The organism is Halomonas cibimaris, assembly GCF_039537045.1.
GTDB lineage: Bacteria > Pseudomonadota > Gammaproteobacteria > Pseudomonadales > Halomonadaceae > Vreelandella > Vreelandella cibimaris.
On record NZ_BAAAZT010000018.1, the window covers coordinates 41064 to 56892 of the forward strand.

The following is a 15829-nucleotide window of genomic DNA, read 5'->3' on the forward strand; positions in this document are numbered from 1 at the left end:
CATTGAAACGTCGCGGTTGTTATCCGTTGCTGATGTCTGCCAGCAGTTCATTCAAGAATAATAGACCTTGAGGCGTCGGTTGCAGTCTGTTTGACGTTTCCTGCAAAAGTCCTTTTTTGACGCTGTCTTGCAGCAAAACCTGCAGCGCGCCGAGGGGCTGTCCGGTATGCGCCGGCCAGCGTGCGGCATCCACGCCCTCGGTCAGGCGCAGGGCGTTCATGCAAAATTCCAGCGGCAGCTCATCGGCCGGCACCTCGCGCTTGCCCGCTACAAACCCTCGCATATCCCAACGACGCTGCAAATAGGCCTCGGGCTGGCGGGTTTTCCAGCGCCGCTCAATGGTCCAGCGGCCCTGGCGGTCCACGTCGCTGAGCTTGCCGTGCGCCCCGGCGCCGATCCCCAGGTAGTCGCCAAACGTCCAGTAGTTGAGGTTGTGCCGGCTTTCGTGCCCCGGGCGGGCGTAGGCGGAAATTTCATAGCGTGACAAACCGGCCTGCTCCAGACAACGGTGGCCGAGCTCTTGAATATCGTACAGGGTATCTTCCTCGGGCAGCACGGGCGGGCGGGCGTAAAACGCCGTATTGGGCTCCAGGGTAAGCTGATACCAGGACAGGTGCTCGGGCGCCAGCGCCAGCGCCTGTTCCAGATCATCAAGCGCCAGCGCCGGAGTTTGGCCGGGCAGGCCGTGCATCAGGTCGATATTGAGGTTGTCAAACCCGCCGGCCCGGGCCTGCTCTACCGCGCGCACGGCTTCCTCGCCGTCGTGAATCCGGCCCAGCGCTTTGAGCTGGGCACGCTGAAAGCTCTGCACGCCGAACGACAGGCGGTTGATGCCGGCCGCTCGATAGCCGCTGAAGGCGTGGTATTCGGTGGTGCCGGGGTTGGCTTCCATGGTGATTTCGATATTCGCCGCGAAAGCCAGCCGCGCACTTATTGCACTGAGCAGGGTCTGGTAAAACTCGGGGGACAGCAGACTTGGCGTGCCGCCGCCGATAAAGATCGACACCAGTTCACGTTCGCCGGCCAGGGGCAGGTCCTGATCCAGATCCTCCAGCAGCGCGGCCAGATAGTCGCGCTCCGGCAGCGCCCGGCGGCCGGATTCATGGGAGTTGAAGTCGCAGTAGGGGCACTTGCGCACGCACCAGGGCGTGTGGATGTACAGCGACAGCGGCGGGCGCCGCTTCGCCATCGGCTCGGTCATGCTGCCCCCTTGCCACCGGCTGCGTTCAGCGCTTCCACCAGCGCGCTGAGTGCGCGGCCGCGATGGCTCAGGCGGTTTTTTTCCTCGGCCGGGAGTTCTGCGGCACTCATGGCCTGAGCGGGCAGCCAGAACAGCGGATCATAGCCAAAGCCGCCCGCACCTCGGGGGTGGGCCAGCACTTCGCCCTCCCAGCTTTGCTGGACGATGATCGGCACCGGGTCCAGGGCATGGCGCAGATACACCAGCACGCACCAGTAGCGCCCGGTGCGCTGGCCTTCGGGGCAGTCGGAAAGCGCCTCCAGCAGCTTTTGGTTGTTGCGCGCGTCGCTTTTGGGCTCGCCGGCGTAGCGGGCGGAGTAGATCCCCGGCTGGCCGGCGAGGGCGTCCACCTCCAGGCCGGAATCATCCGCCAGCGCCGGCAGGCCGCTGATGCGGCTGGCTGCGCGGGCCTTGAGCAGGGCGTTTTCCACAAACGTCAGCCCGGTTTCGGCAACGTCCGGCGCATTGATGTCTGCCTGGGGGCGCACGTCAAATCCCAGCGGCTGCAAAATCTGGTTGAATTCCTTGAGCTTTCCGGCGTTGCCGCTGGCCAGTATCAGCGTTTTTGTTGCGGTCATAGCGTGGTCTCCTTGGCGGCCGGCCAGTGTACGCCGGGTCGGAGTAGACCAAAAGGACGGGGCATCCGAGCCTTTTTACGACCTGCTTTTACGGCCTTCTTTTACAATCTTCTTGCGTAACTTTAATTTACAAACTTAAATACATTAAGCAACAAATCAGCCGGCACCTGCTCAGCCGTTCTCTGCTCGAGGGTCACTTTCATGTCGCAGGACAACACCCGCAAAACTGTTTACCTGGTTACCCAAAAAAGCCCGCAAACACAGCTGTTTGCGGACTATCTCGGGGAAAAGACCGGCTGCAACGTCTGCATACACCCCCCTGCCGGGGTGTTTCAGGCCCCGCCCGCTGATCGGGTGCTGGTACTGATCGACAGCGACCACGTAGCCGTCGACCGGCTCCCGGCGTGGCAGCAGCGACGAGACGCATAGCGCCGCCCCGGGCAGGCCGTAGCGGATGATACAACGCAGCATGGAAACCTCCGGTGGCGTGTCACAACGCAAAGAAGCCGCCTATAGGCGGCTTCTTCAGTATAGCCCACAAGTGTAACACTTGGTTACATCAGGCGGACACGGTAGGCCGTGCTTACGCCATGCCGGCAAACACCCGTTCGGCGGCGTCCAGCGTGTGCTGGATGTCCTCAGCGGTATGGGCGCTGGACATAAAGCCGGCCTCGAACGCCGACGGCGCCAGGTACACGCCTTCATCGAGCATGCCGGTAAAGAAGCGGCGGAAGGCTTCCGGGTCGCAGGCGGTGGCCTGGGCGAAGTTGTCCACGCGGCTCTGCGCGGTGAAAAACAGCCCAAACATGCCGCCGGCCCACTGCGCTACCATCGGCACGCCGGCGGCGTCGGCGCGTTCCTTGAGGCCGGTGCACAGCGTCTCGACCCGCTGGGTCAGCGCGTCGTGGAAGCCCGGCACCTGAAGCTTGTTCAAAAGCGTGGTGCCGGCGGCCATGGCCAGCGGATTGCCCGAGAGCGTACCGGCATGGTAGACCGGCCCCAGCGGCGAGATCTGCTCCATGATCTCGCGGCTGCCGCCGAATGCGCCCACCGGCATGCCGCCGCCGACGATCTTGCCCAAACAGGTCAGATCCGGCGTCACGCCGTAGTGTGCCTGGGCCCCGCCCATGGCCACGCGAAAGCCGGTCATCACCTCGTCAAAAATCAGCAGGCTGCCGTGCTCGCTGCATACCCGGCGCAGGGTGTCGAGAAATTCCGGGCGTGAAGGAATGCAGTTCATATTGCCCGCTACCGGCTCGACGATAATGCAGGCCACCTGGTCGCCGATTTCGTCAAAGCAGGCTTCCACGCCGTCCGGGTCGTTAAACGAAAGCGTCACGGTGTGCTCGGCCAGCGAAGCGGGCACCCCGGGTGAGTTGGGCACGCCGTGGGTCAGCGCACCGGAGCCGGCCTTGACCAAAAGCGAGTCGGAGTGGCCGTGGTAGTTGCCTTCGAACTTGACGATCTTGTCACGGCCGGTGTAGCCCCGCGCCAGGCGAATGGCCGACATGGTGGCCTCGGTGCCGGAGCTGGTCATGCGCACCATGTCCATGCTGGGGATCATCTCGCAGATCAGATCCGCCATGGTGGTTTCGATTTCGGTGGGGGCGCCAAACGACAGGCCGTTGTCCAGCCGGGCGCGCACCGCGGCCAGCACGTCGCGGTCGGCGTGGCCGGTGACCATCGGCCCCCAGGAGCCTACGTAGTCCACGTAGCGGTTGCCTTCCACGTCGAACAGATACGCGTTTTGGGCGCGCTCAATGAACACCGGCGGGCGGTGCATCCCCTTGAAGGCGCGTACCGGCGAGTTGATGCCGCCGGGAATGTGGCGGTTGGCGCGTTCAAACAGTTCAGCGGAAGTGGTCATGGCATCCTCTTTGTCGCAGGTAAGTGGCAATGAGCAAAAAAGCGGTTGGGCAGATGCTGGCCGTGCGCCGGCCGGTAGCCGTGGGACAGGCTCTGCCAGGTAAAGTGCTGGGCCTGCTCGCAGGCCGTGACCAGCGCATCGCCGGCGGCCAGGCGAGCGGCCAGCGCTGCCGCCAGCGTACAGCCCGAGCCGTGATACGTCGCCGCCAGGCGCGGCCAGTGCCACTGACGGGCGCTTTCCGGGGTGTGCAGCGTGTGGGTCACCGTTTGCTCGCCGTGCGCCAGCGGGGTGTCGGTGCCGGTGACCAGCACGCCCTGGCAGCCCGCAGACAGCAGCGCCACGGCGCGCTCGGTATCGTTTGCGCCGGCCTGCTCCGGGGTCAGCCGGGCAAGCTCGTGGCGGTTGGGGGTCACAATATCGGCATGCCCGATCAGCGTATCCACAAACCGCCGGCACAGTTCGGGTGTGGATAACTCCGCGCCGCCGCCGGCCCTGAGCACCGGGTCGATCACCACCGGCACGCCGGGAAAGCGGCGCACGATCTGCACCGCAGCGTCGGTGGTAGCGGCGTCGGCCAGCAGGCCGATCTTGATCGCCGCTACGGGGATATCCGCAAGCGCCTCGACGGCGGCCAGCATCGTGTCGGGGTCGGCGGGGATCACCCGGCGCACATCGTCGCAGCTTTGCACGGTCAGCGCGGTAGGGACGGTCAGCGCCCAGCCGCCGTTGGCCGCCACGGCTTCGCTGTCGGCGATAAGCCCCGCGCCGCCGGTAGGGTCGTGGCCTGCGAGCACCAGTACCGCCGCCGGAAGCGGCTCATTGAGCAATGACGTCGCCATTAAAAAGGCTTCACCACGACGAAAATCATAATGGCAATCAGCGCCAGCACCGGCAGCTCGTTAAACCAGCGGAAGAACACGTGGCGCTTTGTGCAGCGATCCTCGGCGAACTGCTTGAGATAGATCAGGCAGACGTGATGGTAGGCAATCAACAGCACCACAAACAACAGCTTAGCGTGCATCCAGCCCTGGCTGAGCCAGCCGGGCGCCAGCGCCAGCAGAATGCCGCCCAGCACGACAACCGCGATCATCGACGGTGTCATGATGCCGCGATACAGCTTGCGCTCCATGACCTTGAAACGCGCGATGCTCTCGTGCTCGCCGCTATCCCGGGCCATGGCGTGATACACGTACAAACGCGGCAGATAAAACAGCGCGGCAAACCAGGTCACCACAGCCATCAGGTGGAATGCTTTCACCCATAGATACATAACAGCTCCTTGTACAGCGGACGGACCGACAAACGCCTCAGGGGCCACGCTCGGGGCTGCGGCTTTCGGGAATGTGGTCGGTATAGCGGTAATAACGCTCGACGGCGCCACGGGTGATGATACCCGAAATTCGCTTTTGCTTATGCCGATAGCCGTGCACTACGTAAAGCGCGCCCAGCGTCTCGTTTTGCAAGGCCAGAAACGCCTCGGACAGCGTGGCCTGCAAGTTGATCGGTGCAAGTTCCAGGCGCTGGCCGGGAATTTCCAGCAGATCAACGTGCTGATAGCCGCGGTGCCCTTCATTGATGGGCGTTTCATGTTCCAGCAGCCAGCGTGCCAGCGCCGAGCCTTTCAGCGCCAGCGGCGGTTTGTCATCCTTGGCGCGCTCGATCACCAGCCACACCGGGTTGGTCGTCAGCAGCTTGCGCGCCTCGGCCGGCGTTACCGTCCGCTGGCTGCGCACCAGATTACGCTCCATGACCGCCGGCACCGACACCCGCGACAGCGCCTGCATCAGCGGGTGCTGCAGCGGATGGCGGCTGCCCTGACGGGCCTGGTTGAAAAAGCCCTTGCTGCCGGTCAGCTGGCGGGTGGTCAAACAGGCCACCACAACGCTGAGCATGCCCGGCAGCATCATGTTGGGCGTATGGGTCAGCTCCAGCAGCGCCATCAGCGCGGCCAGCGGGGCCTGCAAAATCGCCCCCATCATGGCGGCCATGCCCAGCATGGCGTAAATCGTCGGGCTGGCAGAGGCATTGGGCATCAGCTGAGCCCCCAGCACGCCGAACAGGGCCCCGGCCGCGCCGCCGGCCACCAGAATCGGCCCGATGATGCTCACCGGAATGCCGCAGGCCACGGTAACCGCCGTCAGCAACAGCTTGCCCACAGCCACGGCCAGCAGCACATCAACGGCCAAATGCGCGCCGAACGTCAGCCCCAGCGTATCGTAGCCCATGCCCTGCACTTGAGGATAAAACCAGGCCGTGCCGCCCAGCAGCACGCCCACCGCAATGCAGCGCACGGTCAAGGAAAAATGCGCCAGCCGCTCGGACAGCCGGGCCAGCTGCAAAAAGCCGGCGGCCAGTATGCCGATGCCCAGCGCGCTGATTACAATCCAGGGCAGGTTGGCAAAAGCGCCCAGCGCAAGATCGCTGACCTGAAAGGGACGCTCAAAGCCGAACACCAGCTGGGCGATCAAACCGCTGACCGTAGACGCCAAAATCACCGGCATAAATCCGGTGATGGTGTATTCCATCATCACCACTTCCATGGCGAAGATGACCCCGGCAATGGGCGTATTAAACGATGCCGAAATGCCCGCCGCCGTGCCGCAGGCCACCAGCACCCGCAGGCTGTTGTGGGGCAGGCGCATATATTGCCCGAGCCCGCTGGCCGCCGCGGCTCCCAGATGAATCGCCGGCCCTTCCCGGCCGGCAGACAGCCCGCCGAGCACCGACACAAGCCCTACCCACCATTGAGTGAACCAGTTTCCCCGAGGAAAACGCCCCTGGTGGTAGCTCAGCCGCTCGATTACATGCGCCACGCCGATCTTGCGCGCCGACGGCGACAAGCGCCCAAGCCACAGGCCGATGAGCGCCACGGCGATCAGCGGCAGCAGCGCTCGTCCCCAAGGGGCCAGCTGCTCAAAGGCTTCGGGATTGCCTTCGGGCATATAAAGCGTGGCGCCCAGACTCAGCAAAAAGCGAAAGGCCACCATCAGCGCGCCGGTCATCACCCCGGACACCAGGCCCAGCACGCAAAGCTGGGGCAGCGCATCCACGTTGGCGAGCTGGCGCCGGAAGCGCTCAAGAGTCAATAAGGAGCGAAATACGCGTGCCACGCCAGAGGTGTCCTTGTAGTGTTTTTGCGGTTGTACGCTTTACCATGATGTTCACTCTATTGTGTATCATAGGCGCATCAACTTCGACAGTCCGGCGCTTCAAGGCGCCCGTGAAGGAGTCAAACGTGATCAAGGTTGGCATTGTAGGCGGTACCGGCTATACGGGCGTGGAGCTTCTGCGCCTGCTGGCCCAGCACCCCGAGGTTAGCGTCGAGGCCATCACTTCGCGCTCTGAGGCAGGGAAAAACGTCACCGCGATGTATCCCAATCTGCGCGGCTACTACGACCGTCTGGCCTTCACCGCGCCCGACGCCAAGCAGCTGGGCGACATGGACGCGGTATTTTTCGCCACGCCCCACGGCGTGGCCCATGCTCTTGCCGGCGAGCTGCTCGAATGCGGCACCCGAGTGATCGACCTCTCGGCGGATTTCCGCCTGCGCGACGTTGCCGAATGGGAAGCCTGGTACGGCCAGACCCACGGCGCCCCGGCGCTGCTGGAAGAAGCCGTTTACGGCCTGCCCGAAGTCAACCGCGAGGCGATCAAGCGCGCCCGCCTGATTGCCGTGCCCGGCTGCTACCCCACCGCCGTACAGCTAGGCTTTTTGCCGCTGCTGAAGGCCGGCATGATCGATCCCGGCCAGCTGATCGCCGACTGCAAGACCGGCGTCACCGGTGCCGGGCGCGGCGCCAAGGTGGGCTCGCTTCTGGCCGAGGCCAGCGAGTCGCTCAAGGCCTACGCCGCCGGCGGCCACCGCCATCTGCCGGAAATTCGCCAGGGGCTGGTTGCCGCACACAATGGCGAGATCAACCTGACGTTTATTCCCCATCTGACGCCGATGATTCGCGGCATTCACGCCACGCTCTACGGCCAGCTTATCGCCGAGCCGGAGGCCGATCTTCAGACGCTGTTCGAGCACTGTTACGCTGACGAGCCGTTCGTCGATGTGATGCCCCCCGGCAGCCATCCGGAAACCCGCAGCGTCAAGGGCAACAATACCTGCCGGCTGGCCGTGCACCGCCCGGAAGGTAGCAATACCGTGGTGGTGCTGTCGGTGATTGATAATCTGGTCAAGGGCGCATCCGGCCAGGCCGTTCAAAACCTCAACCTGATGTTTGGCCGAGACGAAACCCTGGGCCTTGCCGCCCCGGCGCTGATGCCCTGACCGCCGGCGCCCCGGCAGACGTTGACCCTTTTGCCAAGGGATATCCATAATGGCGGCAATAACCGTTGAGCGGTTGTTGACTTTGATTTCCTCTCACGCTTGCGGAGATAACCATGAGCAGCGCCGAATCTTTTGTCCCCACTCCGCTGCTGCTTTCCGACAGCGCTCGTATACGCCTCAAGGCGCTGATGGAAGAGCAGAGCAATCAAGCACCCAGGCTGCGCGTCTACGTGACCGGCGGCGGCTGCTCGGGCTTTCAGTACGGCTTTGACTTTGCCGACCGGCTCGCCGACGACGACACCGTCATCGACTTTGGCGATGCGACCCTGGTAGTGGATCCGCTGTCCTACCAGTATCTGGTCGGCTCTACCGTGGACTATGAAGAAGGCCTGGCCGGGGCACGTTTTCGCGTACAAAACCCCAACGCCAGCTCCACCTGCGGCTGCGGCGCCTCCTTTATGGTGTAACGTAATCCTGCCCCGTCGCCGCTTCTATCAAGCACTCAACGTCTGGCCCCGTCAGCGCCAATAAACTTGACGCTCCAGCGGTTTCTCGCCAAGGTTATCCCGTCCAGTCGCTAAAAAAACCAACAACAGCCGTGGTCGCACGCGGGTTTTCCGGCGGTGCGCCACAGGCACTTCCATGACGGGGTTACGACAATGCTGAACAAAAAACTGAGCGCCATCGCCCACCAGGCCATCGGCCATACGCCGCTGGCATCCGCTGTGCTGGCGGCTGTCTTGGCCGCAGGTCTTGGCAGTGCCGGCATCGCCGCCGCCCAAGAACAGGACAAGCCCAGCGTCAACGTGGCCACCGACCCAAGCTTTGTCCCCTTCGAAATGTTGGATTCCGAAACCAACGAGATGGTCGGCTTTGACATGGACATCATCAACGAAGTCGCCGACCGCGCCGGCTTCGAGGTCAACCTGACCACCATGAAGTTCTCCGGCATCATCCCCGCGGTGCAGACCGGCAGCCAGGAAATCGCCATTGCCGGCACCACCATCACCGACAAGCGTGCCAGGGTCGTGGACTTCTCCGACCCCTACTACGACTCCGGCCTGCGCCTGATGGTCCGCGAAGGCAACGACGACATCCAAACGCTGGAAGACCTCGAAGGCAAAGCGGTAGCCACCAAGATCGGCTCTACCAGCTACGACTACCTTCAGGAAAATCTGGGCGACAGCGCCGAGATTACGCCCTACCCCGGCACCTCCGACATGTACATGGCACTTCTTGGCCGCAACGTCGACGCCACCTTTTATGATGCGCCCAACGTCGCCTATTTTGCCCAGACCCAGGGCGAAGGCCGCGCCAAGGTCGTCGGTCCGCTGTACGAAGGCCAGCAGTACGGCATCGTTTTCCACAAGGGCAGCCGGTGGCTCAAACCCGCTAACGAAGCGCTCGCCGCGATGAAAGAAGACGGTACCTACGACGAAATCTACCGCAAATGGTTCGGTAAAGCCCCCAGCGCCGAGTAACCCGGCGCGCTATCTGTGATTTCTTGTCAGCCAAGAGGTTGATCAGGGCCGGTGGGCGTCGCTCCCGGCCCTGCGTCATTTCTTCGCTTTGGTTTATGTATCGTCCCTTCTCAGGAGATTCGACGTGGACGTCACCTTCAATTTTGATTGGGCAGCGGCGCTCGCCTCGATTCCCCACCTGCTGCCCGGGATCCCCTGGACGCTTCTGATTTCGTTCGGCGGGCTTGCCGTCGGCTTTGTTATCGGCATTGTGTTCGGGCTGATGCGCATCAGCCCGCTGCGCTGGATGCGCTGGCTGGCCGTTGTCTATATCGAAGTGTTTCGCGGCACGCCGATTCTGGTGCAGGTATTGTTCATCTTCTACGGCCTGCCCCAGCTGCTGGGCGGGCCCATCGATGCGCTCACCGCCGGCATTGCCGCGATCGCGGTGAACTCCGGTGCGTATATTTCCGAAATCGTGCGCGGCGGGGTGCAGTCCATCGCCCGGGGCCAGCGCGAAGCGGCGCTGTCGCTGGGTTTATCGTCGCGCCAGGCGTTTCGCTATGTGATCTGGCCCCAGGCGCTGCGCCGCATGATCCCGCCGCTGGGCAACCAGGCGATCATCAGCATCAAGGATACGTCGCTGTTTTCAGTGATCGGCGTCGGTGAACTGGTCCGCCAGGGGCAGATCTACATTGCCACGACCTTCACCGCCATGGAGGTCTATTTCATGGTGGCGCTTTTGTATCTGGCGATCACCTGGACGCTTTCCATCGTGCTCGCCCAGCTTGAACGCCGCGGCCTGGCCGGAGAATAAGGACAACCCATGAACGCAACGACACAATCCGCTCAGCCAGCTCAAAACGCACGGCCCATCGTGCGCATGGACAAGCTCAACAAGCATTTCGGCAGTTTGCACGTGCTCAAGGATATCAACCTTGAGATTACCCAAGGCGAGGTCGTGGTGGTGATCGGCGCCAGCGGTTCGGGAAAGTCCACGCTGATTCGCTGTATCAACGGGCTGGAAGAGTTTCAGCAAGGGACGCTGGACGTGGCCGGCAAGACGCTGCTCCCCCACGGCAAAGGCGGACAGGCACTGCAGAAAATCCGCACGGAAGTGGGCATGGTGTTTCAACAGTTCAACCTGTTTCCCCATCTCAGCGTGCGCGACAACGTCACGCTAGCGCCGGTGAGCGTGCGCGGGCTCGGGCGCGAGCAGGCGCGGGACAGCGCAATCCGACTGCTGACCCGGGTGGGCATCGAAGATCAGGCCGACAAGTACCCGGCACAGCTTTCCGGCGGCCAGCAGCAGCGCGTGGCGCTGGCCCGGGCGCTGGCCATGGAGCCACGGTTGATGCTGTTTGACGAGCCCACCTCGGCGCTGGACCCGGAGATGATCGGCGAGGTGCTCGACGCCATGCGCGAGCTGGCCCGGGAAGGCATGACCATGGTGATCGTCACCCATGAGATGGGCTTTGCCCGGGAGGTCGCCGACCGCGTGATTTACATCCACCAGGGCGAAATCACCGAGCAGGGCCCGCCGGAGCAGCTGTTCGACGCGCCGCAGCACGCGCGCACCCGAAGCTTTCTGGCTCGGGTGCTCAAGCACTAGCTGCGAGCGTTATTCAACGGCCGGCGTGGGGCGTACCAGGATTTCGTTGACGTCTACATGGGCGGGCTGCTCCAGGGCGTACAGCGCCGCGTTGGCAATATCTTCATCTTTCATGGCGTGGTCCGGACGCTCATCAAAGAAGGGCGTGTCCACCATGCCGGGCTCAATGAGGGTGACGCGAATCCCCGTACCGCGCAGCTCTTCGCGCAGATTGTAGCCAATGCCGGTCACCGCCCATTTGCTGGCGCTGTACATGGAGCCGGGAATGGTCGCGCGCCCGGCGGCGGAGCCGGTCAGCAGCACGTGCCCCCGGCTTTCCCTGAGAGCCGGCAGCGTTGCCTGCAGCGTCAAACCGACGCCGTAGACGTTGGTCAGCAGCATGTCTTTCCACTGCTCGTGATCCGCCTCGCTGAAGCCGCCGGGCGAGCCGCCGCGACCGGCGTTGGCGAATACCGCATCGATACGACCAAAGCGCGCCAGCGCCTGCTCGACCAGGGCCTGCTGGTCGGGCATTGACGTGACGTCACAGCCTATTGTCATGACGCTGTCTTCGCCGAGTTCTTCAGCGAGGGCCGTCAGCTTATCGTGGCGGCGCGCTGCCAGCACCAGCTTGTAGCCCTTGTCCGCCGCGGCGCGGGCGGTGGCAGCGCCGATGCCGCTGGAGGCACCGGTAATCAGCAATACACGTTCTTCCATACCGAACTCCTCGTTGCGTGATAAAGCAGCGTTGCGTGATTGAACAATGCAGCTTCCCAGACTAACGCTGCCTGCCGTGCAGCCTCAAGCCGACCGTGCCCTGCGCGCTTTTTGCTCTCCTGATTCCCCGTGGCGGCGCTTTACTTTGGCACATTCGCCTGGCGTTTGAGCGGTCGCAAGGCCGATTTTTGCCTGTGGATATCATTTTTTGTTTGTGCCTTCCGTTTTTCCTGCCAAGCCGCGCCGTCAGCGGCTTTCGCAACGAAAACTGCCGGCTGTTGGCCCTGTTGATAACCGTGTGCATAAAGGCGGTATACATCGGTGAATAACTTGTTGCTAACACCGCCTGTGGATAAGCAGGCTGTTTATCCACCGGCCGTCCACTGCTCATGCACGCCTTTCCAACAGTTTGCCCACCGCTTTGCCAACAGACTAGATAGCTGATTTTTTAATGAAAAAATGAGTTTTCCACAGAAAACGTCAACCCCAATAATTACAACAACAACAGAACTTCTATTATTTAATTGATTTGTTATTAACTCAGCAGAGAACAGGCAAACCCGGTGTGGAAAAACCTGACGGTTACCCACAGGAGGTTTATACTGCCCGGCTGAACAACCGCGGCGCGTCTGCGCTGTGCTCTTGAATACCCACTGCCATCGGTGCCGAGCGCACAAACGAGGTGTCTTTTGAACTATCCCGACCGCTTTGACGTCATCGTCATCGGCGGTGGCCATGCGGGAACCGAAGCCGCACTGGCCTCCGCTCGCATGGGCTGTCAGACATTGCTGTTGACCCATAACATCGAAACCCTGGGCCAGATGTCGTGTAACCCCGCCATCGGCGGCATCGGCAAAAGCCATCTGGTCAAGGAAATCGACGCCCTGGGCGGCGCCATGGGGCTGGCAACGGACAAAGGCGGCATCCAGTTTCGCGTGCTCAACGCACGCAAAGGACCGGCCGTACGCGCCACGCGTGCCCAGGCCGACCGCGTACGCTACAAAAGTGCGATTCGCACGATGCTGGAAAACCAGCCCAACCTGACGATTTTCCAACAGGCCGCGGGCGATCTGATCGTCGACGGTGATACCGTGCGCGGTGCGGTGACCGAAACCGGCATTCGCTTTCACGCCGACGCCGTGGTGCTGTGCACCGGCACTTTCCTGGGCGGGGTTATCCACATCGGCCTGGATAAAACCCTGGGCGGCCGCGCCGGTGACGCGCCGTCCAACGCCCTGGCCGAGCGCCTGCGCGCGCTGCCGTTTCGGGTCGACCGGCTGAAAACCGGCACGCCGCCGCGCATTGACGCCAAAACCGTGGATTTCTCGAAGCTGGCCGAACAGCCCGGTGACAACCCCCGCCCGGTGATGTCCTACATGGGCCGCCGCGAAATGCATCCGCGCCAGATGAGCTGTCATATCGCTCACACCAATGCGCGCACCCATGCCATCATTCGCCAGAATCTCGACCGCTCGCCGATGTATTCCGGCAGCATCGAGGGCGTCGGCCCGCGCTACTGCCCGTCGATCGAAGACAAGGTTGACCGCTTCGCCGACAAGGACAGCCACCAGATTTTCATCGAGCCCGAAGGGCTGGACACCCACGAGCTCTACCCCAACGGGATTTCCACCTCGCTGCCGTTCGACGTGCAGCTGGAGGTCGTGCGCTCCATCGAAGGGCTGGAGAACGCGCACATCACCCGGCCCGGCTACGCCATCGAATACGACTTTTTCGACCCGCGAGACCTCAAGCACTCGCTGGAAACCCGATTTATCCACAGCCTGTTTTTTGCCGGCCAGATCAACGGCACCACCGGCTACGAAGAGGCCGGCGCCCAGGGGCTTTTGGCCGGGGTCAACGCAGCCCGCCGCGCCAAAGGGCTGGACGCCTGGTGGCCGCGGCGGGACGAGGCGTATCTGGGCGTGCTGGTCGACGATCTCATCACGCTTGGCACCAAAGAGCCCTACCGCATGTTCACTTCTCGGGCGGAATACCGGCTGCTGCTGCGCGAAGACAACGCCGATCTGCGCCTGACCCAAACCGGCCGTGAGCTGGGGCTGGTGGACAACGCACGCTGGCAGGCCTTCACCGACAAGCGCGAGGCCATCGAGCGAGAAAACCAGCGCCTGGCAAGCACCTGGGTACAGCCAAGCTCTGCCGCCGGCCAGCGGCTTGCCGAAACGCTGGGCAAACCCCTGGCCCGAGAATTTACCCTGGCCGCACTGCTCAAGCGCCCGGAGCTGGGCTACGCCGACGTCGCCGCGCTGCCGGGCATCGACGGCGCTCCGATCAGCGACGACACCGTCGCCGAGCAGGTGCAGATCCAGGCCAAGTACCAGGGCTATATCGACCGTCAGCAGGAAGAAATCAACAAGCTCAAGCGCCACGAGGCCACGCCGCTGCCGGCGGATATGGATTACACCCGCGTGGACGGGCTTTCCCACGAGATGCGCCAGAAACTCGGCGAGGCGCGCCCGGCAACGCTGGCTCAGGCGGCGCGCATTGCCGGTGTGACCCCTGCGGCCGTATCAATTTTGCTGATTCATCTGAAAAAGCATCGCCTGCTGCACAGCGCGGAAGTTGGCAAAGAAGAGGTAGCCAACGGATGAGCACGCCAACCGCTTTGCCCGTCCCGGCGCTGACGGCCGGGCTGCCCGAGCACGCGTCAGCCCGTCTGGACGAGGGCTTGAGGCGCCTGGACATTGCCGTGGACGACGTCAAGCGCCGCCGGCTGCTGGGGCTTGTAGCCTTGTTGCACAAGTGGAACCGGGCTTATAACCTCACCGCGGTACGCGACGTTGACGCGATGGTTTCACGCCACGTGCTCGACAGCGCCGCGGTGCTGCCCTTCATCCGCTCCGGGGCGCTGCTTGATGTGGGCGCCGGCCCCGGTTTTCCCGGGCTGGTGCTGGCCGTTTTGCGCCCGGAGCTTGCGGTCACCCTGCTTGACAGCAACGGCAAGAAGGTGCGCTTTCAGCGCCAGGCGATCATGGAGCTGGGGCTTTTAAACGTCACTGCCACCCAGGCCCGCGTCGAGTCGTTTACGGCCGGCGGCTTTGATCAAGTGATCTCCCGGGCCTTTGCCAGCCTGGCGGACTTTATCGCGCTGACGCGCCGGCTGCCGGCACCCGGCGGCGAGTGGCTGGCGATGAAAGGCCCCGGCGCCGACGACGAGCTTGCCGCTTTGCCCGGCGGCGTGGCACTTGCCCGGCGTCATCGGCTCGACGTGCCTTTTATCGACGGCGAACGCCAGCTTTTGATTCTGACCCCGCAAGGAGGGGAATAAGTGAGCCAGATTATTGCCCTGACCAATCAGAAAGGCGGCGTGGGCAAAACCACCTCGGCCGTCAACCTCGCCGCCAGCCTGGCCACGCTTGGACGCCGCGTGCTGCTGGTGGATCTAGACCCTCAGGGGCACGCCAGCATGGGCAGCGGCATTGACAAACACGACCTGGCCACCAGCGTGCTGGACGTGCTGCTGGAAAACGCAAGCGCCCGGGACGCCATCGTCTGCGACTCGCCTGCCGGGTACGACGTGCTGCCGGGCAACGGTGACTTGACCGCCGCCGAAGTCGAGCTTTTGCACTGCGACGAGCGCCAGAGCCGCCTGGCCCGGGCGCTGGCGCCGCTGGCCGAGACCTACGACGTCATCCTTATCGACTGCCCGCCGTCGCTTAACATGCTCACGGTCAACGCCTTGACCGCCGCCGACGGCGTGCTGATTCCGCTGCAGTGCGAGTTCTACGCTCTGGAAGGGCTTTCGGCGCTGCTGGACACCATCGAGCAGATTCAGCAGAGCGTAAATCCCGACCTCGACATTTCAGGGATTCTGCGCACCATGTACGACAAGCGCATGAGCCTGACCCGGGAAGTGGACAGCCAGCTGCGCCGCTATTTTGGTGACCGGCTGCTCAAGGCGACGATTCCGCGCAACGTCAAGGTGGCCGAAGCGCCCAGCCACGGCCTGCCGGTCAGCCACTACGCGCGGTTTTCCCGCGGCAGTCAGGCCTATCGCGTGCTCGCCAAGGAGATGCTGAGCCGCCTGGCGCTGTGACGTTTGCACGCCAGAGATACCCGTGCTTCGCTCAGCGATAGCCACTTTC

Annotated in this window: 16 protein-coding genes; 9 read left to right on the forward strand and 7 right to left on the reverse strand. The window is 63.2% G+C overall.

Annotated features, from left to right (window positions below):
- Positions 1-19: 19 nt before the first annotated feature.
- The gene (hemW, locus tag ABD654_RS02155; RefSeq protein WP_344701883.1) at positions 20-1189 is read right to left on the reverse strand and encodes a radical SAM family heme chaperone HemW; all 1170 of its coding nucleotides are present in this window, start codon (positions 1187-1189) and stop codon (positions 20-22) included.
- 8 nt (positions 1190-1197) lie between these two features.
- Positions 1198-1818, reverse strand: coding sequence for an RdgB/HAM1 family non-canonical purine NTP pyrophosphatase (gene rdgB, locus ABD654_RS02160; protein ID WP_344701822.1), 621 nt, complete (start codon positions 1816-1818; stop codon positions 1198-1200).
- A 201-nt stretch (positions 1819-2019) separates the two neighbouring features.
- On the opposite strand from rdgB, the gene ABD654_RS02165 reads away from it, so the two are divergent.
- A complete protein-coding gene (locus tag ABD654_RS02165) occupies positions 2020-2247 on the forward strand; it encodes a hypothetical protein (protein ID WP_344701824.1) in 228 nt (75 codons plus the stop codon).
- Between the two features lie 154 nt (positions 2248-2401).
- Here ABD654_RS02165 and hemL read toward each other — a convergent pair whose 3' ends face one another.
- From hemL to ABD654_RS02185, 4 genes are read right to left on the reverse strand one after another with little or no spacing between them, the layout of a single operon-like run.
- Positions 2402-3685, reverse strand: a complete 1284-nt coding sequence (gene hemL, locus ABD654_RS02170; protein ID WP_344701826.1) for a glutamate-1-semialdehyde 2,1-aminomutase — start codon at positions 3683-3685, stop codon at positions 2402-2404.
- Entirely contained in the window at positions 3682-4524 is an 843-nt protein-coding gene (thiD, locus tag ABD654_RS02175; protein ID WP_344701828.1) for a bifunctional hydroxymethylpyrimidine kinase/phosphomethylpyrimidine kinase, read from the reverse strand. Before thiD ends, hemL begins: the two co-directional genes overlap by 4 nt.
- A complete protein-coding gene (gene hemJ / locus ABD654_RS02180; RefSeq protein ID WP_344701830.1) occupies positions 4524-4955 on the reverse strand; it encodes a protoporphyrinogen oxidase HemJ in 432 nt (143 codons plus the stop codon). The genes thiD and hemJ overlap by 1 nt, the downstream gene beginning before the upstream one ends.
- 37 nt (positions 4956-4992) lie before the next feature.
- Complete coding sequence (locus tag ABD654_RS02185) at positions 4993-6795, reverse strand: chloride channel protein (RefSeq protein WP_344701832.1); 1803 nt, start codon at positions 6793-6795, stop codon at positions 4993-4995.
- A gap of 125 nt (positions 6796-6920) precedes the next feature.
- Here ABD654_RS02185 and argC point away from each other — a divergent pair, with 125 nt between their 5' ends.
- The 5 genes from argC to ABD654_RS02210 all read left to right on the forward strand — a co-directional run bounded on the left by argC (position 6921) and on the right by ABD654_RS02210 (position 11030).
- Positions 6921-7958 carry an N-acetyl-gamma-glutamyl-phosphate reductase gene (gene argC / locus ABD654_RS02190; RefSeq protein ID WP_344701834.1) on the forward strand — a complete coding sequence of 346 codons (1038 nt, stop codon included), beginning with the start codon at positions 6921-6923 and terminating at the stop codon, positions 7956-7958.
- 113 nt (positions 7959-8071) lie between these two features.
- Positions 8072-8425, forward strand: a complete 354-nt coding sequence (erpA, locus tag ABD654_RS02195) for an iron-sulfur cluster insertion protein ErpA (RefSeq protein WP_344701836.1) — start codon at positions 8072-8074, stop codon at positions 8423-8425.
- A gap of 192 nt (positions 8426-8617) precedes the next feature.
- Positions 8618-9439, forward strand: coding sequence for a transporter substrate-binding domain-containing protein (locus tag ABD654_RS02200; RefSeq protein ID WP_344701838.1), 822 nt, complete (start codon positions 8618-8620; stop codon positions 9437-9439).
- Between the two features lie 124 nt (positions 9440-9563).
- A complete protein-coding gene (locus ABD654_RS02205; protein WP_344701839.1) occupies positions 9564-10235 on the forward strand; it encodes an amino acid ABC transporter permease in 672 nt (223 codons plus the stop codon).
- A 9-nt stretch (positions 10236-10244) separates the two neighbouring features.
- Complete coding sequence (locus ABD654_RS02210; protein ID WP_344701840.1) at positions 10245-11030, forward strand: amino acid ABC transporter ATP-binding protein; 786 nt, start codon at positions 10245-10247, stop codon at positions 11028-11030.
- A gap of 9 nt (positions 11031-11039) precedes the next feature.
- On the opposite strand, the gene ABD654_RS02215 is transcribed toward ABD654_RS02210, so the two are convergent.
- Positions 11040-11726: an SDR family oxidoreductase gene (locus ABD654_RS02215; protein WP_344701842.1), complete on the reverse strand. Its 687-nt coding sequence runs from the start codon at positions 11724-11726 to the stop codon at positions 11040-11042.
- 689 nt (positions 11727-12415) lie between these two features.
- Here ABD654_RS02215 and mnmG point away from each other — a divergent pair.
- Genes mnmG through ABD654_RS02230 form a run of 3 tightly spaced genes read left to right on the forward strand, consistent with a single transcriptional unit; the run spans position 12416 to position 15780 of the window.
- Positions 12416-14335, forward strand: a complete 1920-nt coding sequence (gene mnmG, locus ABD654_RS02220; protein WP_344701844.1) for a tRNA uridine-5-carboxymethylaminomethyl(34) synthesis enzyme MnmG — start codon at positions 12416-12418, stop codon at positions 14333-14335.
- Positions 14332-15012: a 16S rRNA (guanine(527)-N(7))-methyltransferase RsmG gene (rsmG, locus tag ABD654_RS02225; protein WP_344701846.1), complete on the forward strand. Its 681-nt coding sequence runs from the start codon at positions 14332-14334 to the stop codon at positions 15010-15012. The genes mnmG and rsmG overlap by 4 nt, the downstream gene beginning before the upstream one ends.
- Positions 15013-15780 carry a ParA family protein gene (locus ABD654_RS02230; protein WP_344701848.1) on the forward strand — a complete coding sequence of 256 codons (768 nt, stop codon included), beginning with the start codon at positions 15013-15015 and terminating at the stop codon, positions 15778-15780.
- Positions 15781-15829: the final 49 nt, after the last annotated feature.